Below are 26669 nucleotides of genomic sequence, written 5' to 3'. Positions count from 1 at the left end.
TGCGAATTCCTGCGCTTGAGTTACTCGGAGGGCTGCGTCACTTCCGCCTGCAGCTGCGCCACCAGGGTGGCCAGCGCCTCGTTGCGGGTGTCCTGCAGATCGGCCAGCGCAAACCGGCCGGTAATCGCATCCATCGACAGCTCGACATTCTTGGTGACCTGGCCGCGTTCGCCGACTGGGCCGAAATGTTCGCCGTTGACAGCGAAATAGATGGCGCTGCTTTCGCCGGTGCGCAGTTTCGGCGCGTCCTCGGTCATCGGCACCTGGAACCTCTGGCCCGCGTCCATGATGGTTTCCAGGATCACGCTGCCGTCGGCCGCGGTGACCTGCACCCAGGAGGGGCGGACCGCAACCATTTCCACACCCGGGGCAATCTCGGCCACGACCTGCGGCACTTGCGGCCCCTCGGCGGTCTGCTGCTGCAGCGGGCCGAAGCCGTCAAACGGCAGGCTGGCCTCCGCCAACGCAACAGTCGGCAGCTCAGGCGCCGCGAAATTGCCCAGCGTCGACGGATCGATAGTGGAAATCGGCGCATCCCGCGCCACCAGCACCGGCACATCCAGAGCCTGCGGGCGGTAGAGCCGGTCCAGCGCCTCTGCTGCGGGATCCTGGGCGTCTCCGGCGTCCGCCAGCACCGCGCTGTTGAGCGGGTCGAGATCGGCCAGCACAGCCGGCGTCTGGTCAACCGGCGCAAACTGTACCTGCTGGACCTCTTTCAGCACCGCCCAGCCGCCGTAGCCGATGCCGCCGATCAGCGCGGCCAGCACCATCAGCGAACCGACGGCCCGCAGCTCGATCTGGCTGAGGAAGCTGCTGGGCGCAGGAATGAACGGTGTGTTCGGCGAGGCAAAGGCATCCCCGCCCAGCCCCTTGGACGCAGGAGCGGACACGCCGCCGGACTTGCTGCGGCTGGAGGCTTCCGCCGACATGCCGTGGGCCACGGAAAAACCGCTTTCCTTGCAGAAATCCTGGAACGCCTGCTCGGCATCCATGTTCAGGTAGCGCGCATAGGAGCGCACGTAGCCGGCGATGAAGCCGGGCGTGTCAAAGGCCGAAGGGTCGGAGTTTTCGATGGCAGCGATATAGGAGGCCTTGATCCGCAGCTCGCGCTGGACGTCGAGCAGCGATTTGCCCATGGTGGCCCGCTCGCCGCGCATCACGTCGCCAAGCTTCAGCTCGAAATCATCAAAACCTTTCGGCTCCAACGTTCCGCCATGGTCATCTTGCTTGCGCTGGGTGAAGCGCCCGATCATGCCTGCCGTCCCATATTTTGCCTGCCGCCATCGTTTCTGTACGGTGAAAGAATCACATTTGCGACTCAGATCCGTTCATTGATTAGCAACAGCGTAACACACTCAGTGTTAATTTACACTGATCAGTATGTTAACCGGCAAGTTCGGCACGATTCAGCGCACAATGCGACCACAATGAGTCCATTGCCTTTACCAGCGCATCGATCTCCTTGGGGCCGTGCACCGGCGAGGGCGTGAAGCGCAGGCGCTCGGTGCCGCGCGGCACGGTGGGGAAGTTGATCGGCTGCACGTAGATGCCGTAATCCTCCAGCAAGTGATCGGACAGCACTTTGGTATGGACCGGATTGCCGACGATCACCGGCACGATGTGGCTGCCGTGATCGATGATCGGCAGGCCCAGCCCCTTGAGGCGCAGTTTCAGCACCTTTGCCTGGTCCTGATGCTTGTCGCGCAGGTCCTGCGCGCCTTTCAGATAGGCGACCGAGGCCGCCGCCCCCGCTGCCACGGCAGGCGCCAGCGAGGTGGTGAAGATGAAGCCAGGCGCATAGGAGCGGATGGCGTCGCACATCTTGGCCGAAGCGGCGATATAGCCGCCCATCACGCCATAGGCCTTGGCCAAGGTGCCGTTGATGATGTCGATACGGTGTGCCAGCTGGTCGCGCTCGGTGACGCCGCCGCCGCGGGGGCCGTACATGCCGACCGCGTGCACCTCGTCTATATAGGTCAGGGCGCCGAATTCGTCGGCCAGGTCGCAGATTTCGGCAATCGGGCCGAAATCGCCGTCCATCGAATAGACCGATTCGAAGGCGATCAGCTTGGGCGCCGCGGGGTCGTCGGCTTCCAGCAGCTCGCGCAGGTGGGCGACGTCGTTGTGGCGAAAGATGCGCTTGGCGCCGCCGTTGCGGCGCACGCCCTCGATCATCGAGGCATGGTTCAGCGCGTCGGAATAGATGATCAGCCCGGGGAACAGCTTGGGCAGCGTGCTCAGGGTCGCGTCATTGGCGATATAGGCAGAGGTGAACAGCAGCGCCGCTTCCTTGCCGTGCAGGTCGGCCAGCTCGGCCTCCAGCTGCTTGTGGTACACCGTGGTGCCGGAGATGTTGCGGGTGCCGCCGGAGCCTGCGCCGGTAGAGTCGATGGCGTCATGCATCGCGTCCAGCACCACCGGGTTCTGCCCCATGCCGAGATAGTCGTTGCCGCACCACACGGTGATGTCCTGCTTGGTGCCGTCGGGACGGGTCCAGACCGCATGCGGGAAATGGCCCTTCTTGCGTTCGATGTCGATGAAGGTCCTGTAACGGCCCTCTTCGTGAAGGCTGGCAATCGCTGCGTCCAGTTTCGCGGTATAGTCCACCGGCATCTCCATAGCTAATTGTGCTCCTGCGGAGCACGCGGGCTGTGTAAAGGGCACGGGTCTGTTGACGGTAAGGCCGCAATCACGTTCGCGAATGGTTACCTTAGGCGTCCCCTTCGATCAACTGCATACGCGCCGCCGGGGGTGCGCAACATTGATGCAGGTCAAATAAAACTTAAACAGGCGCCGGGCAAGGACAGCTGCGGCCAACCTTTGGCCGTTTGCGTCGTATCTGGCGCCGGTTCTGCAGCAAAATGCGCAGGATCGGAAACCGCGGCAGCCGGAAATGCCGGAAAATTCCGGCACTGCGGCCTCTGGCCCCTCCCCAACCGCGCTGCTAGGGTCCGCGGCAAATTGGCCCGTTTCCCGGGCCTCCCCCGGACAAACAGGAGAGCAAGAGATGGCACTGAATGACGTTCTGGACCGGATCGACGCAGAGCTGGACGCCGCAACCGAACGGCTGATGGAGCTGCTGCGGATCCAGTCGATTTCCACCGACCCGGCCTTCAAGGCCGAATGCGACAAAGCCGCCGACTGGCTGGTCGCCGACCTGAACTCCATCGGCATCAAGGCGGAAAAGCGCGCCACCTCCGGCCACCCGATGGTGGTCGGCCACGTGGGCGAGGAAAACACCGATGCCCCGCATGTGCTGTTCTACGGCCATTATGATGTGCAGCCTGTCGACCCGCTGAACCTCTGGAACACGCCGCCGTTCGAGCCGCAGCTGGAGGAGACCCCGAACGGCACCGTGATCCGCGGCCGCGGCTCTTCGGACGACAAGGGCCAGCTGATGACCTTTGTCGAGGCCTGCCGCGCCTGGAAGGCCGTCAACGGCTCCCTGCCCTGCCGCATCACCTTCTTCTTCGAGGGCGAAGAAGAATCCGGCTCTCCGTCGCTCATTCCCTTCATGGAGGCCAACGCAGAGGAGCTGAAAGCCGACATCGCTCTGATCTGCGACACCTCCATGGTGTCGCGCGGGGTGCCGTCGATCTCCTCGCAGCTGCGCGGCATGCTGAAGGATGAGTTTACCCTCGTCGGCCCCCGCATCGACCTGCACTCCGGCCATTACGGCGGCCCCGGCCTCAACCCCCTGCGCGAGCTCAGCCGCATCGTCGCCTCCTTCTATGACGAAGAGACCGGCAAGGTGGCGGTCGAAGGTTTCTATGAAGGCGTGCACGAGGTGCCCGAGGACCAGCTGCGCCAGTGGGAGGGCTGCGGCTTCGACGAGAAGGACTACCTCTCCAACGCGGGCTACACCCAGGCGCACGGCGAAAAGGACCGCTCGGTGCTGGAACAGCAATGGGCGCGCCCGACGCTTGAGGTGAACGGCCTCTGGGGCGGCTACAACGGCGCCGGTTCCAAGACCGTGATCCCGTCGGAGGCGCATTGCAAGATCACCTGCCGCCTGGTCGGCGACATGGACCCGGACGCGCTGCGGGTGAAGATCCGCAAGCACGTGGAGGCGCAGCTGAAGCCCGACTGCAGGGTGGTCTGGGACAACGATCTCGAAGGCTCCAAGGCCTCTGTCATGGACATCACCCGCCCCGAATTCGCCGCCGCCCGCGCCGCGCTTTCGGACGAGTGGCAGCGCGAGGCGGTGTTCTGCGGCATGGGCGGCTCGATCCCGATTGCGGGTTTCTTCAAGTCGATCCTGGGCATGGAATCGATGCTGGCCGGCTTTGCCAACGAGGATGACGCGATCCACTCGCCGAACGAGAAGTACGATCTGAAGAGCTTCCACAAGGGCATCCGCTCCTGGGCCCGCATTCTCGATGCGCTGACACAGAAATAAGGACCGTGGGGCGGGCAAATCGTCCGCCCCGCCACAGTTCCTCCCCAAACAACAGGGCACTCTCCCGCCCTCCATCAAGGCTCTGAAGAGCCCCTCTTCCCGTTGGGCCAGGCGCCGCCACAGGCGGCGCGCGCTGTGCATCCGCACAGCGCCGGGCCCAAGGCTTGCTGTGCGGCATCCAAGATGCCGCGCCAAGACGCGGGAGCCCTCCCGTTTCACCCAAACGCAACGGCGGGCTTGATACGGCGGACAGCTGCGGCTCCAATACGCCAGACGCCCCCAGAAAAGGGAGAGAGCCCATGCCAGCCGTCATCGAAACCGGCACACTTCAGGTGAACGGCCAGGAAATCGCTTATACAAGGCGCGGCGGCGGCCCGCCGCTTCTGCTGCTGCACGGCTTTCCGCAAACCAAGGAGATGTGGGAGGACGCCATCCCCGCCCTCGCCCGCCGCTTCACAGTGGTTACGGCGGACCTGCGCGGCTATGGCGCCAGCTCCAAGCCCGAGGGCGTGGACGCCATGAGCTTCCGCAGCATGGCCACCGACCAGCTGGCGCTGATGCAGGCGCTGGGGTTTCCGCGCTTCCACCTGGCCGGGCACGACCGCGGCGGCCGCACCGCGCACCGGCTGGCGCTGGATGCACCCGAAGCCGTCGCCAGCCTCACCGTGATGGACATCATCCCGACCCATCTGCTGCTGGACCAGCTGACCCGGCAGGTCGCCCGCGCCTATTACCACTGGTTCTTCCTGGCCCAGCCCGCGCCGCTGCCGGAGCGGATGATCGGCGCCGATCCGCAGGCCTACTTCGAAAGCTGCCTGCTGGGCTGGGGCGGCGCCTCGCTGTCGGATTTCCCGCCTGATGCGCTGGCCGCCTACCGGCGCGCCTGGGCGGACCCCGCCTGCGTGCACGCCATGTGCAACGACTACCGGGCCGCGATCGAGGTGGATTTCCACGACGACGCCCGCGACCTCAGCCGCAAGGTCCGCTGCCCGGCGCTGGTGCTCTACGGCGCCGATGGCGCCATGGCCCGGGCCTATGACGTCGCCGCCACCTGGGCGCCGCGCCTGCAGGACATGACTGCGCGCGCCATCCCCGGCGGGCATTTCTTTATCGACAGCGCGCCAGAGGAAACTGCTGCCGCACTGCTGGATTTCCTCGGGCCGCTGCCGCAGCCCTGAAACGCCTGCAAAGCCCTGCCAGAACCGCGCCGTTTTCCGTTCGTTTTACGCACCGGTTAAGACTCGCTTATCGCTCTTGCCCTACCCTTGCGGAAACACGCGAGCGATAGGCAAACGGAGGCAGCACATGTCACAAAGCAGGTTCAACCGCCCGCCCGGTTTCGAGGGCAACCAGACCGACCCGGAGGAAAGCTACCGGGCCGGGTATCAGCACGGCACCCGGGTGCTGCTGCGCTACTTGGAATCCAGCCCGAAACCGGACCTGGAACGCCTCAAGCAATGGGTCAACACGGAACTGACCGGCTGGCGCCACGACACCGAGGCCAACCCGAACCCGCCCGCGCTCTGACCGCCTCCCCCCCCCCTTCGGCCGCTGCACGGCTTGCATCGGGTGGCCTGCAGCGGCAGGCTGGCGGCATGAGCACGAAGATTCTGACAGACGGGCCGCTGCTGGCCGAAATCCTCGCCTTGGAAATCAAGGTCTGGCAGGCGCTGGTTGCAGGCGACCCGGAGGCCGACGGCCGGATGCTGTCGGAGGATTTCCTTGGTGTCTATCCCAGCGGCTTTTCGGACAAGGCATGCCATTGTGGTCAGCTGAACGCCGGGCCGGTGATGGCGGACTACCGCCTCAACGACGCGCAGCTGCGTGTCATCTCCGGGGACACGGTTCTGCTCTGCTACCGCGCCGCCTACCGCCCGGCCGCCAGCCAGGAGTGGAAGGAAATGCTGATCTCTTCCCTCTGGGAGCAGGGCGAAGACGGCTGGCTCAACACCTTCAGTCAGGACACCCCGACCGCTTGATCGCCTTCAGGGGTCATGCGAGGCGTCAAGCTCGACTCCCTCCTTCACCCCGTGGTCTGTCTTGCTGTCATAAGCGTCCTGCTTCTTCTGCCATTCCTTGGTTTCGGTCTCCCAGAATGACTTAAGATCCGCCTTCAGAACATTCTCCGACGCCAGGCTCGTCTCCAGCGCTGCCACGCAATCGGTGAAAATCTTGTGGTGGTTGTTCTCATGGGCATAGAGCTTCTTCCACATGGTGTCCCAGCTGCCCTTTTGCCCCTTGTTGCCCTTGCTGTATTCCTTCCACTTGGGCATCGTGACGACCGGCTTGCTGGTCAGCTTGAACTCCTTCACATGGCCGTCCAGCTGAAAACTGGCCGAATAGCTGGCATTTGACCGGTAGCGCCCCCAGAAACTGCGTTTGTTCAGCGCCTTGAACACCGCTTCGATGGTCTTGCCGCTGACCGAATAGGACACGTCCTTGGGCTTCGGGATGGTCTTTTTGAACACCGCGGGATCCGGCGGCACGTCGTCCAGCTTGACCCCCACGCTGTAGCCGTTCGAGGTCTTCGACGCATAGCCCTCGACCGCCGCCAGCATCGCCTCCTTGGCCTCCTTGAACAGCGCCTTCAGCTCATCCTTCTGCAGCGGCTCCTTCCGCGCCTGCATCCTGGCCGCAAACTTCGCCGCTGACTCCAGAGCCAGATTGTGCAGCGCGGTCAGATACTTCTCCAGCGCCTTGATCATCCGGTCCCATTCCGCCTGCCGCTTCTTGGTGGTCTTGCCGTACTCCGCCCAGGAGGGCTGCCTGGCCACCGGCTTGCAGGACACCGTGATCTGGCTGACCGATTTGTCCTTGGCAAACTTGGGCACGAACACCGGCGCCGGGTCGTAGCTGCCCCAGGCATCCTTGCTGTCCAGCGCGTCCCGCACCCCGTCGATATCGATGGCTGAAACTTTGTAGGGCTTCTTTGATGGTTTCGGCAGCTTGACCTTCACGTCGACGCCCATCGCCTGCCTCCCCTTCTGTAAATACACACAACAATACGCAGGCAGCCGCCAGCCGCCGCGCAGCAAATGTATCACAGGCAGGCCTGATTGATGAGAATTTATGCGGAGAAGGAGGGAAAGTGGCGCGGTTGACGGGGCTCGAACCCGCGACCCCCGGCGTGACAGGCCGGTACTCTAACCAACTGAGCTACAACCGCGCATGGGCCTTTCGGCTATGTTCCCCGTCCGGGGCGGACCCTGAAACGCCAGGGCGGCGGGCGAAAGTGGCGCGGTTGACGGGGCTCGAACCCGCGACCCCCGGCGTGACAGGCCGGTACTCTAACCAACTGAGCTACAACCGCATTTTCGCCTTGCGGCGGACCGTTTCCGATCCAGGTCCCCTCCGGGGCGGTCCCTGTTCAGCCCCGGGACAGGGCACAGCAGTGGCGCGGTTGACGGGGCTCGAACCCGCGACCCCCGGCGTGACAGGCCGGTACTCTAACCAACTGAGCTACAACCGCCCGCTGCGCATTCAGCATCGCTGCTGAATGTTGGGCTGTAATATTCCCCGCCCCCCAAGCCGTCAAGCGGTGTTTTGCCATTTTCCCGACTTTCCCGGAAAAAAATCCGCCGCGCAATTCAAGCCCCTGAAAAGCAACAGAAAACACCCGCAGCAAGCAGCTGCCTTGCGGGGCATTCATGATACTTCGAACAGGGGGAATGGTGGGTGATGAGAGACTCGAACTCCCGACATCTTCGGTGTAAACGAAGCGCTCTACCAACTGAGCTAATCACCCGGTGACGGCGGATTTAGACAATGACGCCGGACAGTGCAAGAGGAAATCGCAGAATTTCTTTGCGCGCAGCAGACGGCTACTCCAGCACCGTTTCGCGTCCGTTTTCCAGCACATAGACACAGCCCTGCCCGTTCGGCAGCGCCGCCATCCGGTCGCGGCTGAGCCCGCAGACGATGCCGCGCATCACCTGCCCCAGCAGCCCGTGCGCCACCACCACCGACGGCCCGGTCAAGGACTGCATGAAATCCAGGATCCGGGCATGAAAGCTGTCATACCCCTCACCTCCCGGCGCCTCGCAGAACAGGTCGAGATTGCGCGGGTTGCCGCCGTAAACTAGCGGATACTGTTCTGCCACTTCTTCCAGCGTCATGCCCTGGAACACCCCCGCATAAGCTTCCGCCAGGCGCGGATCGGTCAGGAAAGGCGCACCGCCCAGGGCAATATCCGCGGTCTGCTGCGCCCGGCCCAGCGGCGAGGCATAACATGCGGGCGTCTGCGCCATCACCGGCGCCATCAGCACAGCCTGCCTGCGGGCGTGCTCCACTCCCAATGGGCTCAGCGGCGATTCCAACTGCCCCTGAATGCGGTGCTCTGCATTCCATTCGGTCTGCCCGTGCCGCAGCAGCCAGATTTTCGGAAATTGCATGATATGCCCCCTGCCCGTTTTTTCAGGCAAATTGGTAGCGGCACAACTCCCCCAGCGAAACCCCGGAAAGACAAAAGGCGCTCAACCTTTTCAGGGAGCGCCTTTCAGGAATAATGGTGGGTGATAAGAGATTTGAACTCCTGACATCTTCGATGTGAACGAAGCGCTCTACCACTGAGCTAATCACCCGTGAGGCAGGCTTTTAACGGTCCGCTGCGGGCTCCGCAAGAGGGGCAATGGAAGAATTTTGGCGTTCTTATGTATTTTCTTCTGCCCCGGCATTCGCCGTGCCTTCAACCGTCTGCGGCTGGCGCAGCCTGCAAACGAACACCCGGCCGTTGCCGCGCTCCTGACTGCGGTTGACGCGCAGCTTGCCAAAGGGTTTCAGGTTCAGCTCACGACCCTCTGCAACGGCCTCCCCCAGCAGCGCCAGAACCGCCTCGACCACCGGCTTGGCGTCCTTCTTCTTGACGCCGGAGCGTTCAACGGCCTGTTCCACCAGCTCCCTCTTGGCCAGTGCCGCGGCCTGGACCACGGGCGCTGCGGCGGCAACAACCACCGGCTCCGGCGCCGCCGGTGCCGCATCTGCTGGTTTAGCCGCGCCCGTCTTGCGCGCGGCGGCCTTGCCAGCGGCCGGTTTGCGCGCGGATGCCCCGCTTTTCTTTGCCGTTCGTGCCATTTACTGCCCCTTTGCCTGAAAGAATCCCGCTCCTGGCGTTCGCGCTGGCGCACCCCTGTCGCGGGCGGCAGCGGACTGGCGGGCCGGTGTTGCGAAACCAGCCTAGCACAGCCGGCCCGCCGCCGTGAACCGGTCAGCAGGCGGGCAACGCGTCGCGCTGTATCATGGTGCGCAGGGTAAAGCTGGAGCGGGTGTTGCGGATGCCCGGCACCCGCATCAGCCGGTCCTCCAGGAAGCGGTCGAAGTCCGGCAGATCCTCGGCCACCACCCGCAATAGAATGTCGCGGGTGCCTGTCATCAGGTAGCACTCCATCACCTGGTCGAACTTGCGCACCGCCTTCTCAAAGGCCTGCAGCGCATCGGTGGACTGCCGCTCCAGCTCCACCGCCACAAAGATCGTCACCGGCAGCCCCAGCTTGGCCTGGTCCACCCGCGCCGAATAACCGCTGATCACGCCGCTCTCTTCCAGGTTGGCCACCCGGCGCGCGCAGGGGGTGGCCGACAGGCCGACCATTTCCGACAATTCGGAAATCTTCAGCCTCCCGTTGCGCTGAAGCGCAGCTACAATCTTGCGGTCAATCGAATCCATGGAGCTTTCCCCTAAATCTGGCGCCATTTTTGGACCATACTACCAAACCGCCCCGCGCAGGCAGTGCTTTTTGGTGAAAACCGGCGTCTGCGCTCTAGTATCATCTGGAAAAGTTTTGGAGGAGTCATCCAGATGACAGTGACCGCTGTTGCGTCCAGCACCCATGAAGAAATCTACCGCGTCGAGGAGTCCTCTGTCGGCCTCCTGGGCTTTATTGCCGTGCATTCCACCCAGCTTGGCCCGGCGGCCGGCGGCCTGCGCATGCGCCCCTATGCCAGCGAAGACGAAGCGCTGACCGACGTCAAGCGCCTCAGCGAAGGTATGACCTACAAGAACGCGGCGGCAGGCCTGACCCTGGGCGGCGGCAAGGCGGTGATCATCGGCGATCCGGCCAAGGACAAGTCGCCGGAGCTGCTGCGCGCCTTTGCCCGCGCCATCGAAGGTCTGGACGGCCGCTACATTACCGCCGAGGACATGGGCATGAGCCCGTCCGACATGGCGATCCTGGCGGAAGAAACCCGCTTTGTGGCCGGCCTCGCGGACGGCGAGTTCGCCAGCGGCGACCCCTCGCCGATCACCGCGCGCGGCATCTTCAACGCGATCCGCACCACCCGCGCCCACAAGCACGGCAGCCGCGATCTGGACGGCGTCACCGTGTCGGTGCAGGGCCTGGGCCACGTTGGCTGGTACCTCTGCCAGTTCCTGCACGAGGCCGGTGCCAAGCTGGTTGTCACCGACATCGACGACGCCCGCGTCGAGAAGGCGGTTGCCGAGTTTGGCGCCAAGGCGGTGCCGCTGGCGGAAATCTACGGCGCCGAGGCAGACGTCTTTGCCCCCTGCGCCATCGGCGGCATCCTGAACGCCCAGACCATCCCGCAGCTGAAGGCAGACATCGTCGCGGGCGGCGCCAACAACCAGCTGGCAACGGCTGAGGACGGCGCGGCGCTGCATGTCCGCGGCATCCTCTATGCGCCCGACTTTGTGGCCAATGGCGGCGGCATCATCAACGTCGCGACCGAAATCCAGAAGATCAAGGACCGCGAGGGTTTTGTCGCCGAGAAGCTGCAGGCGCTGGACGAGACCATGGCGGCGATCCTGAACCAGGCCAAGGCGGCGGATGTCAGCCCGGCGGAAATGGCCATTGCCACGGTACAGGCCAAGATGGAGCAGGCCAGCAAGGCCGCCTGACCGCTAGTTCTCTGCAAGGCTGCGGGCGCACTCCCGCAGCCGCACGGCGCCCGGCCAGAGGCCGGATGCCATCCGGATTTTGGGCCCGGCGGCCTGCCCCATCCGGGGCAGGCCGTGCGCCGCACCCAAGGTGCAGCGCCACGCCCAACCGCAGCGGCGGCGCGTGAAGCGCTGCCAGCGGCGGGCGGGAGCGCTCCCCGCGATGCCGCGCAGACGCCAAGAACCATACGCCCCGGCAAGAAGGGCCAGAACGGAAGAGAACACTAAAAAGGGCGGCCCCCTCGGACCGCCCTTTCCTTTTGCCTGCTGATTTGATCAGCGGATCAGTGCGCGGTAGCACCTGCGCCCTCGCCGGAGCCTTTCAGCGCCGACTTGGCGGCTGCGGCTTCCTCCGCCTCCTCATCCCATTCGATGGGTTCGGGCTTGGCGACCAGCGCGTGCTCCAGCACCTCGGACACATGGGACACCGGGATGATCTCCAGTCCTTCCTTCACGTTGTCCGGGATCTCCGGCAGGTCCTTTTCGTTCTCCTGCGGAATCAGCACCGTCTTGATGCCGCCGCGCAGCGCCGCCAGCAGCTTCTCCTTGAGGCCGCCGATCGCCAGCGCATTGCCGCGCAGGGTGACCTCGCCGGTCATCGCGATGTCCTTGCGCACCGGGATCTGGGTCAGCACCGACACGATGGAGGTGACCATCGCAAGGCCCGCCGAGGGGCCGTCCTTGGGCGTCGCGCCTTCCGGCACGTGCACGTGGATGTCCCAATGGTCGAACTTCGGCGGTTTGATGCCCAATTTCGGCGAGACGGAGCGCACATAGCTGGACGCCGCCTCGATCGATTCCTTCATCACGTCGCCCAGCTTGCCGGTGGTCTTCATCCGGCCCTTGCCCGGCAGCCGCAGCGCCTCGATCGACAACAGCTCACCGCCGACAGAGGTATAGGCCAGCCCGGTCACCACACCGACCTGATCCTCCTTCTCGGCCAGGCCGAAGCGGTACTTTGGCACGCCCAGAAACTCGTCGAGGTTGTCCGGCGTGACGGTCACGCTGTCGGCCTCTTTCTTGACGATCTTGGTCAGCGACTTCCGTGCCACCTTGGCGATCTCGCGCTCCAGGTTCCGCACCCCCGCCTCGCGGGTATAGGTGCGGATCATCTCGGTCACGGCCTCCTCGGTCAGCTCGAACTCCTTGGCCTTCAGGCCATGGTTCTTCACCTGCTTGGAAATCAGGTGCTGCTTGGCGATCTCGCGCTTTTCATCCTCGGTGTAGCCCGACAGCGGAATGATCTCCATGCGGTCCAGAAGCGGCCCGGGCATGTTGTAGCTGTTCGAGGTGGTCAGGAACATCACGTTCGACAGGTCGTATTCCACCTCCAGGTAGTGATCCATGAAGGTGTTGTTCTGTTCCGGATCCAGCACCTCCAGCATCGCCGAGGCCGGATCGCCGCGGAAATCCTGGCCCATCTTGTCGATTTCATCGAGCAGGATCAGCGGGTTGGTGGTCTTCGCCTTCTTCAGCGCCTGGATGATCTTGCCGGGCATCGAGCCGATGTAGGTGCGGCGGTGGCCGCGGATCTCGGATTCGTCGCGCACGCCGCCCAGGCTGATGCGGATGAACTCGCGCCCGGTCGCCTTGGCCACCGATTTGCCCAAGCTGGTCTTACCCACGCCCGGAGGGCCGACGAGGCAGAGGATCGGCCCCTTCAGCTTGGCCGAGCGCTGCTGCACCGCCAGATACTCGACGATCCGCTCCTTGACCTTCTCCAGGCCATAGTGATCCGCATCCAGGATCTCCTGCGCCTTGTTCAGGTCTTTCTTGACGCGGGACTTGTTGCCCCACGGGATCGACAGCATCCAGTCGAGGTAGTTGCGCACAACCGTGGCTTCCGCCGACATCGGCGACATGTTCTTGAGCTTCTTCAGCTCGGCCTCGGCCTTCTCGCGCGCCTCTTTCGACAGTTTGGTGGCGGCGATTTTCTCTTCCAGCTCGGCGATTTCGCCGGCACCTTCCTCGCCGTCGCCCAGCTCCTTCTGAATGGCCTTCATCTGCTCATTCAGATAGTACTCGCGCTGGGTTTTCTCCATCTGGGACTTGACGCGGGTCTTGATCTTCTTCTCGACCTGCAGGACCGACATTTCGCCCTGCATCAGGCCATAGACCTTCTCCAGCCGCTCCGAAACAGAGAGCGTCTCCAAAAGTTCCTGCTTGCGGTCCACTTCGATGCCCAGGTGGCCCGCCACCAGGTCGGCCAGCTTGGCCGGCTCCGCGGTTTCACCGACGGCAGACAGCGCCTCTTCGGGAATGTTTTTGCGGACCTTTGCATAACGCTCGAACTCGTCGCCCACGGTGCGCACCAGCGCCTCGGTGGTGGTGACGTCGCCCGGAATCTCGCCCAGCTCTTCGGCCTTGGCTTCGAAGAAGTTGTCGTTTTCCAGGAATTCGGTGATCTTCACACGGCTCTGCCCCTCGACCAGCACCTTGACGGTGCCATCGGGCAGTTTCAGCAGCTGCAGCACATTGGCCAGCACGCCGACGGTGTAAATGCTATCGGTTTCGGGATCGTCCTCGGAAGGGTCGATCTGGCTCGACAACAGGATCTGCTTGTCGTCGGCCATCACCTCTTCCAGGGCGCGCACCGATTTTTCCCGGCCCACGAACAGCGGCACGATCATGTGGGGGAACACCACGATGTCGCGCAGCGGCAGGACTGGGTAGGAGGAATTGAGTGGCTCTTGCATACTCGGTCCTTTGGTTAGGCAAGACGGCCCGGCCCCGGTATTGGCAGCTTTGGCCCGTCTCCTCATTGGATGTCTTTACTTGGTGGGGCGGCACAGGATTTTCAACCGCGGCACCTCAAGGCTGGGGCACACCTTGCCCGCTGCGCGCCGGGACCACAAGGGCGCAAATGAAGGAACGGTGAGCAAATGATGAAGGCTGCGCCGGGGTGATCCTGTGGATAACTGCGCCGCATCAATCAGCGCCGCAGCAGCGTGATCAGCCCGCGCTCCAGCCGTCCGCCCGGCCCGGTTTCACGGTAGGTTCCGCTCATCCGCGACTGGTCGATCAGAAACAGCCGGATGTCCTGCCGCAGCGCCTCTCCGGTGCCGGTATCACGCTCCGCGCGCAGGTTCAGCCGCAGCAGCTGATCCGCGCCGCAGGGCAGCGCCCCCAGCGCCAGCTGGTCCAGGTAAACCTCTGTGCCGTCAGCCAGATCGCCGCGGCCCACGCTTTCGGCCCTGAGCCCGGTGCCCGGCTGTACCGGCGCCCGGTCCTGAACCCCGATGGGCATGATCCCCAGAACGGCGGAATCCGCCACCAGCCGCCCGTTGCGGAACCCCAGGCGCAGCAGCTCGCCGGTCCGCTGCGGCAGCGGCTGCATTTCGATGCGCCCGCCTGCGGCCAGCCCGGTTTCCCCCGGCCCTTTCTGTACGATCCATTGCCCGCGCAGGGCCTCAGAGCCGCCCTTGACCAGATCCTCAATGGTGATCGTGCAGCCATCCAGCGGCGGCGCTTTGAAAAAACCGGATGCCTCTGCCAGCGACCCCGGCGCGGTCTGCGCCAGAACTGCCGGGCTTCCGCCCATCATGGCTGCAGCTGCCAGCACACGAAACCAGACCATCGCCATCCTCCCCGTTTGGGCGCGAGGGTAGCAGAGAGGTCTTCACATCCGGTGAACGGCGCGCATGGCCCGCCGCATTGGTACCAGCGGCCGGGCGTGTGCTGCCCGGCCGCCGGCCCTGATCAGCGCCGCAGCGGCTACTCGGCCGCCAGTTGCTCCAGCACCGGGTAATCAGTATAGCCCTCGTCTTCGCCGCCATAAAAGGTTTCCGGATTGCCTTCGTTCAGCGGCGCGTCCGCTGCCAGCCGGTCAACCAGATCCGGGTTGGCGATGAAGTGGCGCCCGAAGGCCACAAGGTCGGCCTCGCCGGATGCCGTCCGCGCCAGCGCAGTTTCACGGTCATAGCCATTGTTGGCCATATAGGTGCCGGTGTAGAGCTTGCGCAGGGCTTCGAAATCACCGTCGCGGGCGCCGCCGGGGTCCCCTTCGACCATGTGCAGGTAGGCCAGGCCATAGCTGTTCAGACGCTGGATGAGCGGCGTGTAAAGGCCCACGGGATCGCTGTCGGACACATCGTTGAAGGTGGCGAAAGGCGACAGGCGCAGGCCAATGCGGCCGGCGTCCCAAACCGTCAGAAGCCCGTCAAGAATCTCGAAAACGATCCGGGCGCGGTTTTCCGGCGATCCGCCATAGGCATCCGCGCGGGTGTTCACCCCGTCCTTCAGGAACTGCTCCAGCAGATAGCCGTTAGCCGCATGCAGCTCGACACCGTCGAACCCTGCGTCCTTGGCGTATTTTGCCGCCTGCACATAGTCGGCGATGACTCTCTGGATGCCCGCTGTGCTCAGCGCCTGCGGTTTGGCCGTCGGCTCGAAACCATTATGGGTGAAGGTCTGGGCCTCTGCAGCGGTATCGGTGGATGACACGGCTTTGGCACCTTCGGGCAGCAGGGACTCATGCGTGATCCGCCCGACATGCCACAGCTGAATGACGATCTTGCCGCCCTTCGCATGGACCGCATCGGTGACCTTGCGCCAGGCCGCGGCCTGCGCCGCCGTGTGGATGCCCGGGGTCTGGATATACCCTTTGCCCTCGGGGCTGATCTGGCTGCCCTCGGTGATGATCAGGCCGGCGCCCGCCCGCTGGGCATAATATTCTGCATGCCGGTCCAGCACCTCGCCGGTCTGGTCGTCAGCCCGGTTGCGGGTCAGCGGCGCCATGACGATGCGGTTACGCAGCTCGATTGCACCAGCAGTGCTGGCGGAAAACAATTCTTGGCTCACGGGGATTTCCCTCCGGTCAAAGTTTCCAGCAACAGGAACGTTGCCGGAAAGACCTGAGCATTCCACCCCGCGCGTTCAAGCGGGGGGCAGCCGGAACAGCTGCTCACCTGCGCACAGCAGACTGTTCAATTGCGCGGCTTTACAGCCGCTCAATATCCCCTTGTGCGCGGGTGTCGTGGAAATCCTTCTGCCAGGCCTCAAACGTTCCGGCAGCAATAGCCTCCCGCATTCCTCCCATGATCTCCTGGAAGTAATGCAGGTTGTGCCAGGTCAGCAGCATGCCGGAGATCATCTCGTTGGAACGGAACACATGGTGCAGGTAGGCGCGGGAATAGTTCGAGCACGCCGGGCAGCTGCACTGCTCATCCAAGGGCCGCGGGTCGTCCTGGTGGCGGGCGTTCTTGATGTTCACCACGCCATAGCGGGTGAAGGCCTGCCCGGTGCGGCCCGACCGCGACGGCAGCACACAATCCATCATGTCGATACCGCGGGCGACGGCACCGACGATGTCGTCGGGCTTGCCTACCCCCATCAGGTAGCGCGGCTTGTCCTCGGGCAGGAAACCGGGGGCGTAGTCCAGGCATTCGAACATCGCCTCCTGCCCCTCGCCCACTGCCAGGCCGCCAACCGCATAGCCCTCGAACCCGATCTTCTTCAGCGCCTCGGCGCTTTCCTCGCGCAGGTCCTGCTCCAGCCCGCCCTGCATGATGCCAAAGAGCGCATGGCCCGGACGGTCGCCGAAGGCCTCCCGGCTCCGCTCCGCCCAGCGCATCGACAGGCGCATCGACTCGGCAATGCGGTCGCGGTCCGCAGGCAGCGCGGGGCATTCGTCGAAGCACATCACGATGTCGGAGCCCAGCAGCCGCTGGATCTCCATCGAGCGTTCCGGCGTCAGTTCATGCTTGGAGCCGTCCACATGGCTCTTGAAGGTGACGCCCTTCTCGGTAAGTTTCCTGAGTCCCGCCAGCGACATCACCTGAAACCCGCCGCTGTCGGTCAGGATCGGGCGCTCCCAGTTCATGAACTTGTGCAACCCGCCCAAACGGTCGATCCGCTCCGCCGTCGGGCGCAGCATCAAGTGGTAGGTGTTGCCCAGCAGGATATCGGCCCCGGTCGCGCGCACGCTCTCCGGCATCATCGCCTTTACGGTCGCAGCAGTCCCAACCGGCATGAAGGCAGGCGTGCGGATTTCGCCGCGCGGCGTATTGATGACACCCGTGCGCGCCTTGCCGTCGGTTGCCTTCAGTTCAAAGTTGAAAAGCTCTGCCATCTCGTATTCCTGCCGTTACTATCGAACCGGCACGCCGGTGATTCACCCCTAATGCCAAGGAGCCAGGCCCATGTCCACAGCCGACCCCGCACCGAAACTGAAACTCGGCTGGGAGGAGTGGGTCAGCCTGCCGGACCTCGGCTTGCCGGCGCTGCGGGTCAAAGTAGATACCGGCGCCCGCACCTCGTCGCTGCATGCCACCGGGATCGAAACCTTCGGCCCGGCAAGCGCCCCCAAGGTACGCTTCATGGTGCACCCCATTCCCGGCCAGTATGATCTGGAAATCCCCTGCTCTGCCCTGATCAAGGACAGGCGCGAGGTGACGTCCTCAAACGGCGAAAGCGAGATGCGTTTCGTGATCGAGACCCAGCTGACAATTGGCGGCGAGTCCTGGCCAGTGGAACTGACGCTGACCGACCGGCGCGGCATGGCCAAGCACATGCTGCTGGGCCGCCAGGCGCTGACCGAGAACGTGACCGTAGTGCCGGGGGAGCGCATGTGCCAGCCGGCGCTGGACTATTCCGTCTACGCCTCTGCCAATATCCGCAAATCCGCGCCCAAGCGCGCCCTTCGCATCGCCGTTCTCAGCCGCGAGGACAACTATTCAACCCGCCGTCTGGTGGAAGAAGGCGAAAACCGCGGCCACACGGTGGAGGTGATCAACACCACCCGCTGCTACATGGCGCTGAATGCGCTGGCGCCGGAAATCCACTATGACGGCAAACGCCTGCCCCGCTATGACGCGGTGATCCCGCGCATCGGCGCCTCTGTCACCCAGTATGGCACCGCGCTCTTGCGCCAGTTCGAAACGCTCGGCACCTTCTGCGTCAACGGGTCTGAGGGCATCACCGCCAGCCGTGACAAGCTGCATGCGCACCAGATCCTGGCACGCCACAAGATCGGCATGCCCGCCACCGCCTTTGCCTCCTCGCCCAAGGACACCGGCAGCCTGATCCAGATCGTCGGCGGCGCGCCCCTGATCGTGAAACTGCTGGAAAGCACCCAAGGCAAGGGCGTGGTGCTGGCCGAAACCAAGAAGGCCGCCGAAAGCGTCATCACCGCCTTCCGCGGGCTCAAGGCCAACTTCCTTGTTCAGCAGTTCGTGAAAGAAGCCGCGGGCGTGGACATCCGCTGCCTTGTGGTCGGCTCCAAGGTGGTGGCGTCGATGAAACGTTCGGGGGCAGAGGGCGACTTCCGCTCCAACTTGCACCTGGGCGGCAGCGCCGAGACGGTCCGCATCAGCAAGGAGGAGCGCTCCACCGCTGTGCGCGCGGCCCGCGCCTTCGGCCTCAATGTGGCGGGCGTCGACCTGTTGCGCTCGGAAACCGGCCCCAAGGTGCTGGAAGTGAACTCCTCCCCCGGACTGGAAGGGATCGAAAAGACCTCCGCCAAGAACATCGCAGGCCTGATCTACGCCGAGATCGAGAACCGGGTCCGCCCGGCACCGGTGCGGCGGTTGAAACCCTCCAGCAACTGACACTGCATGGCAGGCCCATCCGGGCTTGCCAGCCTGTGTTTCCGGGCGTCATATACACCCGCAACCTCTTGAAACCGCCGCTGCTGGAACCCATTTGTATACTATTGCACACAACGGGGCGTGTCATTGAACAAGGCCAAAACGCCAGGCGCACAGCCCCTGCCCAGCGGGCCGCCGGAACCGGCTGCGCCCAACGCGCCCGCCGCCCCTGCGGCCCCCGCTGAACAACCTAAGGAATTTTACATGAACGAAGACCTGATTCTCGAGCTGCTGTCCGGCAACCTTTTGTACCTGCTGGGCGCCCTGCTGCTGATCATCGTGGTCCTGAAAGGCATCAAGATCGTGCCGCAGTCGGAAAAATACGTGGTCGAACGCTTTGGCCGCCTGCACTCGGTGCTGGGGCCGGGCATCAACTTCATCGTGCCGTTCCTGGATGTGGCCCGCCACAAGATCTCGATCCTGGAACGCCAGCTGCCCAACGCCACCCAGGACGCCATCACCAAGGACAACGTGCTGGTGCAGATCGATACCTCGGTGTTCTACCGCATCCTGGAACCGGAAAAGACCGTCTACCGGATCCGCGACGTGGACGGCGCCATCGCCACCACCGTGGCCGGCATCGTGCGCGCCGAGATCGGCAAGATGGATCTGGACGAGGTGCAGTCGAATCGCGCCCAGCTGATCACCCGCATTCAGGAAGCCGTGGAAACGGCGGTGGACGACTGGGGCATCGAAGTCACCCGCGCCGAGATCCTGGACGTGAACCTCGACCAGGCCACCCGCGACGCCATGCTGCAGCAATTGAACGCCGAACGCGCCCGCCGCGCCGAAGTGACCAAGGCCGAGGGCCAGAAACGCGCCGTTGAACTGCAGGCCGACGCAGAGCTTTATGCCGCCGAACAGACCGCTAAGGCCCGCCGCATCCAGGCCGAAGCAGAGGCCTATGCCACCGAAGTGGTGGCCAAGGCAATTGCCGAAAACGGGCTGGAGGCGGCACAGTACCAGGTGGCGCTGAAACAGGTGGAGTCCCTGACTGCGCTCGGCAAGGGCGAAGGCAAGCAGACCATCGTGGTCCCCGCCCACGCGCTTGAGGCCTTTGGCAACGCCTTCAGCCTGCTGAAAGGAGGCAAGTGATGGACACCGCTTTCTGGGCCTTGTGGTGGGTCTGGGGCGCTGCTGCGCTGCTGCTGGCGATACTTGAGGTGCTGGTGCCCGGCTTCGTGTTCCTGGGCTTTGCCATCGGCGCCGCGGCGGTGGCCCTGCTGCTGCTGGCCGGTGCCGGTTTCGGGCTGGCACCGCTCCTCCTGGTCTTTGCTGCGCTGTCGCTGGCGGCCTGGCTGCTCATGCGCCGCTTTTTTGCCCTGCCCAAGGGCCAGGTGAAAACCTTCAACCACGACATCAACGACTGATCCTTGGCCGGGGCGCCGCGCGCGCCCCGCCTGTCCTGCGGCCTCAGAACCGCAGCCCGGCCCCTGCCAGCAGGCTGTGTGTCACCGCATCATGGCGGAAGAAGCTGCTGGTGCCGCGGGTGCCCTCCTGATACTCCACCCCCAGCCCGCGGTAGAGGACGTAGATCGAGGCGTTCTTCCAGCGATGGTGGATCAGCCCGCCCATCAATGACCAGCTCTCCTCCGACCCGGCGCCAAAGCCGCCGATATCGCCCTCCAGGGTGAAACTGAACTCGTCCGACAGGCGGCGCTCCCAGCGCATACCCGCAACCGGATCGGTCCAGTCCGCCCCGCGCCGCAGGTTGACGCCCGGCAAGGAGGCGGTCACATCCACATCCCAGTGGCGCACACCGCCGAACAGTTCGAACAGGTCGCGGCCGCGCCCGAACCGGTAGGTCAGCAGCGCCTCGCCCAGGTTCTGGTCATAGCGCACCCCGCCCGGCCCCTCCGAACTGAACACATCGGCGTCGGCATCCAGCACCGCATAGCGCAGGCGGAAGCCGAAATTGCTGTAGTGCACACCCTCGAACTGCAGCATGCCGCCGGCCTGCAGCTGGTCAAAGACATCGCCCGCGTCGATCGAGACATCCCCGCCGGTCCAGCCCAGCTCGGTTGTGCTGTCGATCGAAGGCGCCACCACAAACGGCGTCAGCTGCCATTCCCAATTGTCGCCGGCGGCGGCGGAAACGGCCCCTGCCATTGCCGCCGCCGCCAGCACAATACGGACGGCTGCTCTCAGCGCAGAAGGTTTTTGCATGGCTCCTCCCAAGGCCGGCCCGGCACCGCAGAGCCGGCAGCAATAACATGCCGGACCGCTGCAGCCTGGCAGCCGTTACAAAAACATGATGGGGGAACCACAACTTAGCGCGGCCATTGTCCCAAATCAAACCGGCGGGCGGAATCCGGTGAAATATCATTGCCGCAGACGCGACCGCCGCCTCTGGACGCCCGGCCGCATATTCCCTATATAAACCGTCGGAAAATAGAACCGGGATCCTCATGACCAACCCTGCCGAACCGCTCGAAGGCGCCCCGCTGATCGCGCCCTCCTCCGTCAGCCACCCGCTGTACGAAGCCGTCGTCGACGCCTGCCGCACCGTCTATGACCCGGAAATTCCGGTGAACATCTACGAGCTGGGCCTGATCTACACCATCGACATCACGGACGAGAACGACGTGAAGATCATCATGACCCTGACCGCGCCGGGCTGCCCGGTGGCAGGCGAGATGCCGGGCTGGCTGATTGATGCGGTTTCCCCGGTCGACGGCATCAAGAGCGTCGATGTCGAGCTGACCTGGGAGCCGCCCTGGGGCATGGAAATGATGTCCGACGAGGCGCGCCTCGAACTGGGCTTCATGTAACTCCCGCACCAGCTGTCATGAGAACTTGATGCGCCCGTCATGCGGGCGCAATCCGGCTGTTACATTTGCGCGCCACTCTCGCCGCAAATTTGACCAACCGGAGAAAATTCCATGCGCCTTGCCCTGACTTCGGCAGCCGCCCTGCTTGTTTCCACCGCCGCCCTCGCAGGCAATCCCCCGAAAGCGGCAGATGCGGGCCTCAGCTACGGCCCCCGTCCTGCCTACCTAATTTCCAAGCTGCCCGAGGGCGCGCTGAAGGACAAACTGCAGTCCTGCGCGGGCCAGACGCCGCAGCGCTCCGATTTCTCCATCGGCCACCGCGGCGCGCCGCTGATGTTCCCGGAACATACCGTCGAATCCAACATCGCCGCCGCCCAGATGGGCGCGGGCATCCTGGAATGCGATGTCACCTTCACCAAGGATCTGGAACTGGTCTGCCGCCACGCCCAGAACGATCTGCACACCACCACCAACATCCTGACCTCGGATCTGGCGGACACCTGCGCCACCCCCTTCACCCCTGCGGACGGCGAAACGCCTGCCGCCGCCGAGTGCCGCACCTCCGAAATCACCCTGGCCGAGTTCCGCACCCTGCAGCCCAAGATGGACAGCGCCGACAAGACAGCCCTCACCGCCGCAGCCTACCAGGGCGGCACCGCGGACTGGCGCTCCACCCTGTTTGCCGGCGGCGCAACCAGCATGACCCACGCGGAATCGATCGCCCTGTTCAAATCGCTTGGCGCCAAGTTCACCCCGGAGCTGAAAAGCCCGGCAGTGGAGATGCCCTTCAACGGCTTCTCCCAGGCAGACTACGCCCAGAAGCTGATCGACGAATACAAGGCCGCCGGCATCCCCGCCTCCGACGTCTGGGCGCAAAGCTTCAACCTGGATGACGTTCTCTACTGGATCGAAAACGAGCCGGAGTTCGGCAAGCAGGCGGTGTTCCTGGACGCCAGCTACGACCTCGAAGGCTTCGACCCGAACAACCCGGCGACCTTCCCGCATGACTTTGCAGAACTGCACGCCAAAGGCGTCAACTACATCGCCCCGCCGATGTGGATGCTGGTCACCTCCGAGGACGGCAAGATTGTCCCCTCGGCCTACGCCAAGAAAGCCAGGGCGGCAGGCCTCAAGCTGATCACCTGGACGCTGGAACGCTCCGGCCCGCTGGCCACCGGCGGCGGCTGGTACTTCCAGTCGGTCTCCGACCTGACCGTGGACGACAGCATGTACTACCAGCTCTTGGACGTGCTGGCCCAGGATGTCGGGGTCGAGGGCGTGTTCTCCGACTGGCCCGCCACAACGACTTACTACGCGAACTGCATGGGGCTCTGACCACCGTCTCCCCAACGACGGACACCCCATCAACGGCCGCCTCCCTGCCCAGGAGGCGGCCCCTTTTAATTTCGCAGGACAGGTATATGTTATTGCTTCCCCGGCGGATCCGGGGTTGAGCCGCCCCCGCACCCATCCTAGATAACAGGGGAAGCGCAAGGAGACATACATGTTCGGCATTCCCGGCAAACAGGCGGTGACCATGACGCCCAAGGCTGCGGCCCAGATCGCCAGGCTGATGGCAAAGGACGGCCGTGCCGGCCTGCGCATCGGCGTCAAGAAGGGCGGCTGCGCGGGCATGGAGTACACTATGGAGTATGTCGACCAGGCCGATCCCAATGACGAGGTCGTGGAACAGGACGGCGCCCGCATCCTGATCGCGCCGATGGCGCAGATGTTCCTGTTCGGGACCGAGATCGACTATGAGGTGACGCTCTTGGAAAGCGGCTTCAAGTTCAACAACCCCAACGTGGCCGAGGCCTGCGGCTGCGGCGAGTCGATTTCCTTCAAGGAAGCGCCCGGCACCTGATCCGCGGCACCGGCACGGAAAACACAGGGCGGGGCATTCTCCGCCCTTTTTGCTGCCCGGTCCGAACTTTCAAGCGAATTGCGCCGCCCCGCCGCCGGTGCTACCAGTCACGCCCAAACACCACATTCGGAGGCACCCCCATGCGGCGGAAACTGGCAGCAGGCAATTGGAAGATGAACGGCACCGGCGCGAGCCTCGCGGAACTGGCGGCGCTGGCCGAAAGCCACGGCGCCCCCGCCGCTGACATCCTGATCTGCCCGCCTGCCACCCTGCTGTCGCGCGCCGCGGACACTGCCAAGGGCAGCACCGTCGCTATCGGCGGCCAGGACTGCCACGCCAACGCCTCCGGCGCCCACACCGGCGATCTGTCGGCGGCCATGCTCAAGGACGCAGGCGCCTCTGCGGTGATCCTCGGCCACTCCGAACGCCGCGCCGACCACGGCGAAAGCGACGCGCAGGTCTGCGCCAAGGCCGAGGCCGCCATCGGCGAGGGCCTCATCGCGGTGATCTGCATCGGCGAAACCCTGGCGGAACGCGAAGCCGGCGATACTCTGAAAGTGGCCGGCACCCAGCTCGCAGGCTCTGTCCCGGCCAATGCCACCGGCGCCAATACCGTGATCGCCTATGAACCGATCTGGGCCATCGGCACCGGCAAGGTGCCGACGCTGGAACAGATTGCAGAAGTCCACGATTTCCTGCGCGCTGAACTCACCAGCCGCTTCGGGGCTGAGACCGCAGACAGCATCCGCCTGCTCTACGGCGGCTCGGTCAAGCCGTCCAACGCCGCGGAAATTTTTGCCGTCTCCAACGTCGACGGCGCGCTTGTGGGCGGCGCCAGCCTCAAGGCCGCGGATTTCTCCCCGATCATCACCGCACTGGAAGCCAGCTGACCGGCACCCTGCGGCGCGGGCCCCGGATTTGAGTATTTTCCGGAAAGATGAAGCCCGGGCAGCTTTCACCTTTCCCAAAGTACTCCGGGGTGAATTGGCCAAGGGCCAAGAGGGGCAGCGCCCCTCTGACAATCAAACCTGCGGGGCAGCGCCCCAGCCCTGAAAAAGAAACGCCCCGGTTTCCCGGGGCGTTTCTTTTTTTAGCAGACCGCCTAGTTCGTTATGATCTCCGGCCCCATCACCGCGTTTGGCAGCACGGTGGACAGCCAGGGCACGTAGGTGATCAGGATCAGGAACACGAACAGCACCGCCAGGAACGGAAGTGCGGCCCGCACCACCCCCATCATCGGCATCCCCGCCACGCCTGAGGTCACGAACAGGTTCAGGCCCACCGGCGGGGTGATCATGCCGATTTCCATATTCACCACCATGATGATGCCCAGGTGGATCGGGTCGATGCCCAGCTCGATGGCGATCGGGAACACCAGCGGCGCCACGATGACCAGCAGGCCCGAGGGCTCCATGAACTGGCCGCCGATCAGCAGGATCACGTTCACCACCACCAGGAACATGATGGGACCGAAGCCCGCCGACAGCATCGCGTTGGCGATATGCTGCGGCACCTGCTCATCCGTCAGCACATGCTTCAGGATCAGCGCGTTGGCGATCACGAACAGCAGGGTCACGGTCAGCTTGCCCGCCTCGAACAGCGTGTGCTTGGTGTCGCTGTGGAAGAACGCCGTCACCAGCGCATAGGGCTTCTTGATCAGCGGCGTCTTGGCCTCGCCCTCGCCGTTCGACAGCGGACCCATGTCCTTGTAGACAAAGCTCGCAATCAGGAAGGCATAGACCGCCGCCACCGCCGCCGCTTCAGTCGGGGTGAAGATGCCGCCATAGATGCCGCCCAGGATGATCACGATCAGGAACAGCCCCCAGCCGGCCTCGCGGCCAGAGGTGATGATCTCGCCCCAGCCCTTCCAGTCGCCCTTAGGCAGGTTCTTGACCTTGGCCATCACGTAGATGGTGACCATCAGCAGAAGGCCGGCCAGAAGCCCCGGAATGACACCGGCCAGGAACATCCGGCCCACCGAGACCTCAACCGCGGCCGCATAGACCACCATCACGATCGACGGCGGGATCAGGATGCCCAGGGTGCCTGCATTGCAGATCACGCCCGCCGCAAACTCCTTGGTGTAGCCCACCTGCCGCATGCCCGCGATCACGATGGAGCCGATCGCCACAACGGTGGCGGGCGAGGAGCCGGACAGCGCGGCAAACAGCATGCAGGCAAACACGCCCGCAATCGCCAGCCCGCCCGGCAGGTGCCCGACACAGGCGATGGAGAAGCGGATGATCCGCCGCGCCACGCCGCCCGTCGTCATGAAGCTGGAGGCCAGGATGAAGAACGGGATCGCCAGCAGTGTGAAATGCCCTTCAAAGGCTTCAAACAGCGTGCCTGCGACACTCGCCAGCGAGCTGTCGGAATAGATCAGCAGAAAGATGGTGGAGCTGAGGCCCAGGGACACCGCAATCGGCACCCCGATCAGCAACAGGCCGATCACCATCGCAAAGAGGATTACCACTTCCATCAGTCATGCTCCCCGCGCTGCGCCTGCACTTCTGCAATTTCATCTTCGACCTCATGGCTCGCGACCAGCCGGTCGGCATCGCCGCGGGCAATCTGGAACGCCGCCTGGGTGAAGCGGAACACCAGAAGCAGCATCGACACCGGCAGCACCACATACGGCACCACCTTCGGCAGTTTCTCGTAGGAATCGCCGTAGTTGATCATCTCTTCGAGGAACTTGAAGATCCCCACCATCGGCACGTCCTGCACCTCATAGAAGCTTTGCGAGCGTGCCTTGAAGTCGAGCCCGGTCGGGAACCAGCGGCCTGAAGTGGGCGGCAGGTCGGCAAACACCGCCCAGTAGTCGTAAGCGCCCTTCAGCAGGAGCAGCGAAAACACGATGCAGCAGCCGGCGGCAAACAGCCCGACGGCGCGGCGCGCGCCAGGCGCCAGCATGTTGACGATGGCATCAACGCCCAGATGCGCGTGGACCTTAACGGCATAAGACGCGCCCAGGAGCACCAGCCAGGCAAACAGGAACACGGTCAGTTCCAGCGCCCACAGAATGTTGGAATTGAACACGAAGCGCGCGATCACATTGGCAAATGTTATCGCCGTCATCAGCCCCAGGAGGAGCGCGATAAGGGTTTCTTCGAGTGAATTGATAAGCCCGCTCGGGCCGGTTCTGGACCCCGCCATGGCTGCC

General features: G+C 64.2%; 25 protein-coding genes and 5 tRNA genes. 12 read left to right on the top strand and 18 right to left on the bottom strand.

All coding sequences use genetic code 11. The features are described 5' to 3' along the window. Positions 1-20: 20 nt before the first annotated feature. Together KUW17_RS00815 and hemA are read right to left on the bottom strand one after the other, a co-directional pair. The gene (locus tag KUW17_RS00815; RefSeq protein ID WP_222475218.1) at positions 21-1253 is read right to left on the bottom strand and encodes a helix-turn-helix domain-containing protein; all 1233 of its coding nucleotides are present in this window, start codon (positions 1251-1253) and stop codon (positions 21-23) included. 130 nt (positions 1254-1383) lie between these two features. Beyond that, the gene (hemA, locus tag KUW17_RS00810; RefSeq protein ID WP_222475216.1) at positions 1384-2619 is read right to left on the bottom strand and encodes a 5-aminolevulinate synthase; all 1236 of its coding nucleotides are present in this window, start codon (positions 2617-2619) and stop codon (positions 1384-1386) included. Between the two features lie 388 nt (positions 2620-3007). Between hemA and KUW17_RS00805 the strand changes: the two genes are divergently transcribed. From KUW17_RS00805 to KUW17_RS00790, 4 genes are all read left to right on the top strand, one after another. Further along, complete coding sequence (locus tag KUW17_RS00805; RefSeq protein WP_222475215.1) at positions 3008-4399, top strand: M20/M25/M40 family metallo-hydrolase; 1392 nt, start codon at positions 3008-3010, stop codon at positions 4397-4399. Positions 4400-4698: 299 nt separating this feature from the next. Further along, positions 4699-5577, top strand: a complete 879-nt coding sequence (locus KUW17_RS00800; protein WP_222475214.1) for an alpha/beta fold hydrolase — start codon at positions 4699-4701, stop codon at positions 5575-5577. Between the two features lie 127 nt (positions 5578-5704). Further along, on the top strand, positions 5705-5926 hold the full coding sequence (locus KUW17_RS00795; protein WP_222475213.1) for a hypothetical protein: 222 nt from the start codon (positions 5705-5707) through the stop codon (positions 5924-5926). Positions 5927-5994: 68 nt separating this feature from the next. Next, positions 5995-6378: a DUF4440 domain-containing protein gene (locus KUW17_RS00790; protein ID WP_222475212.1), complete on the top strand. Its 384-nt coding sequence runs from the start codon at positions 5995-5997 to the stop codon at positions 6376-6378. A gap of 6 nt (positions 6379-6384) precedes the next feature. Here the strand turns inward: KUW17_RS00790 and KUW17_RS00785 are convergent, their stop codons facing one another. The 9 genes from KUW17_RS00785 to KUW17_RS00745 form a co-directional block, all read right to left on the bottom strand. After that, on the bottom strand, positions 6385-7368 hold the full coding sequence (locus tag KUW17_RS00785) for a DUF922 domain-containing protein (protein WP_222475211.1): 984 nt from the start codon (positions 7366-7368) through the stop codon (positions 6385-6387). 120 nt (positions 7369-7488) lie between these two features. Then, a tRNA-Asp gene (locus KUW17_RS00780) sits at positions 7489-7565 on the bottom strand. A gap of 67 nt (positions 7566-7632) precedes the next feature. Next, positions 7633-7709 (bottom strand) — tRNA-Asp (locus KUW17_RS00775). A gap of 82 nt (positions 7710-7791) precedes the next feature. Beyond that, positions 7792-7868: transfer RNA gene (locus KUW17_RS00770), tRNA-Asp, on the bottom strand. A gap of 200 nt (positions 7869-8068) precedes the next feature. After that, positions 8069-8144, bottom strand: a tRNA-Val gene (locus KUW17_RS00765). Between the two features lie 76 nt (positions 8145-8220). Continuing rightward, positions 8221-8790, bottom strand: a complete 570-nt coding sequence (locus KUW17_RS00760) for a histidine phosphatase family protein (RefSeq protein ID WP_222475210.1) — start codon at positions 8788-8790, stop codon at positions 8221-8223. Between the two features lie 114 nt (positions 8791-8904). Then, positions 8905-8979: transfer RNA gene (locus KUW17_RS00755), tRNA-Val, on the bottom strand. A 67-nt stretch (positions 8980-9046) separates the two neighbouring features. After that, positions 9047-9469 carry an HU family DNA-binding protein gene (locus KUW17_RS00750; RefSeq protein WP_222475209.1) on the bottom strand — a complete coding sequence of 141 codons (423 nt, stop codon included), beginning with the start codon at positions 9467-9469 and terminating at the stop codon, positions 9047-9049. 133 nt (positions 9470-9602) lie between these two features. Continuing rightward, positions 9603-10058: an Lrp/AsnC family transcriptional regulator gene (locus tag KUW17_RS00745; RefSeq protein ID WP_222475208.1), complete on the bottom strand. Its 456-nt coding sequence runs from the start codon at positions 10056-10058 to the stop codon at positions 9603-9605. Between the two features lie 132 nt (positions 10059-10190). On the opposite strand from KUW17_RS00745, the gene KUW17_RS00740 reads away from it, so the two are divergent. Beyond that, the gene (locus tag KUW17_RS00740) at positions 10191-11246 is read left to right on the top strand and encodes a Glu/Leu/Phe/Val family dehydrogenase (RefSeq protein ID WP_222475207.1); all 1056 of its coding nucleotides are present in this window, start codon (positions 10191-10193) and stop codon (positions 11244-11246) included. 323 nt (positions 11247-11569) lie between these two features. Here KUW17_RS00740 and lon read toward each other — a convergent pair whose 3' ends face one another. From lon to tgt, 4 genes are all read right to left on the bottom strand, one after another. Next, a complete protein-coding gene (lon, locus tag KUW17_RS00735) occupies positions 11570-13981 on the bottom strand; it encodes an endopeptidase La (protein ID WP_222475206.1) in 2412 nt (803 codons plus the stop codon). Between the two features lie 236 nt (positions 13982-14217). Further along, positions 14218-14862, bottom strand: coding sequence for a hypothetical protein (locus KUW17_RS00730; protein ID WP_222475205.1), 645 nt, complete (start codon positions 14860-14862; stop codon positions 14218-14220). A gap of 137 nt (positions 14863-14999) precedes the next feature. Further along, positions 15000-16085, bottom strand: coding sequence for an alkene reductase (locus KUW17_RS00725; RefSeq protein ID WP_222475203.1), 1086 nt, complete (start codon positions 16083-16085; stop codon positions 15000-15002). A gap of 139 nt (positions 16086-16224) precedes the next feature. Further along, a complete protein-coding gene (tgt, locus tag KUW17_RS00720) occupies positions 16225-17355 on the bottom strand; it encodes a tRNA guanosine(34) transglycosylase Tgt (RefSeq protein ID WP_222475202.1) in 1131 nt (376 codons plus the stop codon). A gap of 70 nt (positions 17356-17425) precedes the next feature. Here tgt and rimK point away from each other — a divergent pair, with 70 nt between their 5' ends. The 3 genes from rimK (at position 17426) to KUW17_RS00705 (ending at position 20241) form a co-directional block, all read left to right on the top strand. Further along, entirely contained in the window at positions 17426-18832 is a 1407-nt protein-coding gene (gene rimK, locus KUW17_RS00715; RefSeq protein WP_222475200.1) for a 30S ribosomal protein S6--L-glutamate ligase, read from the top strand. Between the two features lie 243 nt (positions 18833-19075). Further along, on the top strand, positions 19076-19966 hold the full coding sequence (locus KUW17_RS00710; protein ID WP_222475198.1) for an SPFH domain-containing protein: 891 nt from the start codon (positions 19076-19078) through the stop codon (positions 19964-19966). Next, the gene (locus KUW17_RS00705; protein ID WP_222475196.1) at positions 19966-20241 is read left to right on the top strand and encodes a hypothetical protein; all 276 of its coding nucleotides are present in this window, start codon (positions 19966-19968) and stop codon (positions 20239-20241) included. Before KUW17_RS00710 ends, KUW17_RS00705 begins: the two co-directional genes overlap by 1 nt. Positions 20242-20284: 43 nt before the next feature. Here KUW17_RS00705 and KUW17_RS00700 read toward each other — a convergent pair whose 3' ends face one another. Next, positions 20285-21037 carry a hypothetical protein gene (locus tag KUW17_RS00700; protein ID WP_222475193.1) on the bottom strand — a complete coding sequence of 251 codons (753 nt, stop codon included), beginning with the start codon at positions 21035-21037 and terminating at the stop codon, positions 20285-20287. A gap of 242 nt (positions 21038-21279) precedes the next feature. On the opposite strand from KUW17_RS00700, the gene KUW17_RS00695 reads away from it, so the two are divergent. The 4 genes from KUW17_RS00695 to tpiA all read left to right on the top strand — a co-directional run bounded on the left by KUW17_RS00695 (position 21280) and on the right by tpiA (position 24396). Then, on the top strand, positions 21280-21642 hold the full coding sequence (locus KUW17_RS00695; RefSeq protein WP_222475191.1) for an SUF system Fe-S cluster assembly protein: 363 nt from the start codon (positions 21280-21282) through the stop codon (positions 21640-21642). Positions 21643-21753: 111 nt separating this feature from the next. Beyond that, a complete protein-coding gene (locus KUW17_RS00690) occupies positions 21754-22977 on the top strand; it encodes a glycerophosphodiester phosphodiesterase family protein (RefSeq protein ID WP_222475190.1) in 1224 nt (407 codons plus the stop codon). A 169-nt stretch (positions 22978-23146) separates the two neighbouring features. Beyond that, a complete protein-coding gene (locus KUW17_RS00685; protein WP_222475188.1) occupies positions 23147-23506 on the top strand; it encodes a HesB/IscA family protein in 360 nt (119 codons plus the stop codon). 140 nt (positions 23507-23646) lie between these two features. Then, positions 23647-24396, top strand: a complete 750-nt coding sequence (gene tpiA / locus KUW17_RS00680; RefSeq protein ID WP_222475186.1) for a triose-phosphate isomerase — start codon at positions 23647-23649, stop codon at positions 24394-24396. 212 nt (positions 24397-24608) lie between these two features. On the opposite strand, the gene KUW17_RS00675 is transcribed toward tpiA, so the two are convergent. Both KUW17_RS00675 and KUW17_RS00670 read right to left on the bottom strand, forming a co-directional pair. Continuing rightward, complete coding sequence (locus tag KUW17_RS00675; RefSeq protein ID WP_222475183.1) at positions 24609-25985, bottom strand: TRAP transporter large permease; 1377 nt, start codon at positions 25983-25985, stop codon at positions 24609-24611. Further along, a complete protein-coding gene (locus KUW17_RS00670; protein WP_222475181.1) occupies positions 25985-26662 on the bottom strand; it encodes a TRAP transporter small permease in 678 nt (225 codons plus the stop codon). The genes KUW17_RS00675 and KUW17_RS00670 overlap by 1 nt, the downstream gene beginning before the upstream one ends. Positions 26663-26669 lie beyond the last annotated feature (7 nt).

The sequence above is a fragment of the Leisingera aquaemixtae genome (assembly GCF_019801145.1).
Taxonomy (GTDB): domain Bacteria; phylum Pseudomonadota; class Alphaproteobacteria; order Rhodobacterales; family Rhodobacteraceae; genus Leisingera; species Leisingera aquaemixtae_A.
Note: the sequence above shows the minus strand (reverse complement) of the source record. Positions and strands in the feature narration are given on the sequence as shown.

Coding starts and splice junctions, on each gene's coding strand:
- KUW17_RS00815 (WP_222475218.1), bottom strand. CDS start 1,253: ATGATCGGGCGCTTCACCCAGCGCAAGCAAGATGACCATGGCGGAACG.
- hemA (WP_222475216.1), bottom strand. CDS start 2,619: ATGGAGATGCCGGTGGACTATACCGCGAAACTGGACGCAGCGATTGCC.
- KUW17_RS00805 (WP_222475215.1), top strand. CDS start 3,008: ATGGCACTGAATGACGTTCTGGACCGGATCGACGCAGAGCTGGACGCC.
- KUW17_RS00800 (WP_222475214.1), top strand. CDS start 4,699: ATGCCAGCCGTCATCGAAACCGGCACACTTCAGGTGAACGGCCAGGAA.
- KUW17_RS00795 (WP_222475213.1), top strand. CDS start 5,705: ATGTCACAAAGCAGGTTCAACCGCCCGCCCGGTTTCGAGGGCAACCAG.
- KUW17_RS00790 (WP_222475212.1), top strand. CDS start 5,995: ATGAGCACGAAGATTCTGACAGACGGGCCGCTGCTGGCCGAAATCCTC.
- KUW17_RS00785 (WP_222475211.1), bottom strand. CDS start 7,368: ATGGGCGTCGACGTGAAGGTCAAGCTGCCGAAACCATCAAAGAAGCCC.
- KUW17_RS00760 (WP_222475210.1), bottom strand. CDS start 8,790: ATGCAATTTCCGAAAATCTGGCTGCTGCGGCACGGGCAGACCGAATGG.
- KUW17_RS00750 (WP_222475209.1), bottom strand. CDS start 9,469: ATGGCACGAACGGCAAAGAAAAGCGGGGCATCCGCGCGCAAACCGGCC.
- KUW17_RS00745 (WP_222475208.1), bottom strand. CDS start 10,058: ATGGATTCGATTGACCGCAAGATTGTAGCTGCGCTTCAGCGCAACGGG.
- KUW17_RS00740 (WP_222475207.1), top strand. CDS start 10,191: ATGACAGTGACCGCTGTTGCGTCCAGCACCCATGAAGAAATCTACCGC.
- lon (WP_222475206.1), bottom strand. CDS start 13,981: ATGCAAGAGCCACTCAATTCCTCCTACCCAGTCCTGCCGCTGCGCGAC.
- KUW17_RS00730 (WP_222475205.1), bottom strand. CDS start 14,862: ATGGTCTGGTTTCGTGTGCTGGCAGCTGCAGCCATGATGGGCGGAAGC.
- tgt (WP_222475202.1), bottom strand. CDS start 17,355: ATGGCAGAGCTTTTCAACTTTGAACTGAAGGCAACCGACGGCAAGGCG.
- rimK (WP_222475200.1), top strand. CDS start 17,426: ATGTCCACAGCCGACCCCGCACCGAAACTGAAACTCGGCTGGGAGGAG.
- KUW17_RS00710 (WP_222475198.1), top strand. CDS start 19,076: ATGAACGAAGACCTGATTCTCGAGCTGCTGTCCGGCAACCTTTTGTAC.
- KUW17_RS00705 (WP_222475196.1), top strand. CDS start 19,966: ATGGACACCGCTTTCTGGGCCTTGTGGTGGGTCTGGGGCGCTGCTGCG.
- KUW17_RS00700 (WP_222475193.1), bottom strand. CDS start 21,037: ATGCAAAAACCTTCTGCGCTGAGAGCAGCCGTCCGTATTGTGCTGGCG.
- KUW17_RS00695 (WP_222475191.1), top strand. CDS start 21,280: ATGACCAACCCTGCCGAACCGCTCGAAGGCGCCCCGCTGATCGCGCCC.
- KUW17_RS00690 (WP_222475190.1), top strand. CDS start 21,754: ATGCGCCTTGCCCTGACTTCGGCAGCCGCCCTGCTTGTTTCCACCGCC.
- KUW17_RS00685 (WP_222475188.1), top strand. CDS start 23,147: ATGTTCGGCATTCCCGGCAAACAGGCGGTGACCATGACGCCCAAGGCT.
- tpiA (WP_222475186.1), top strand. CDS start 23,647: ATGCGGCGGAAACTGGCAGCAGGCAATTGGAAGATGAACGGCACCGGC.
- KUW17_RS00675 (WP_222475183.1), bottom strand. CDS start 25,985: ATGGAAGTGGTAATCCTCTTTGCGATGGTGATCGGCCTGTTGCTGATC.
- KUW17_RS00670 (WP_222475181.1), bottom strand. CDS start 26,662: ATGGCGGGGTCCAGAACCGGCCCGAGCGGGCTTATCAATTCACTCGAA.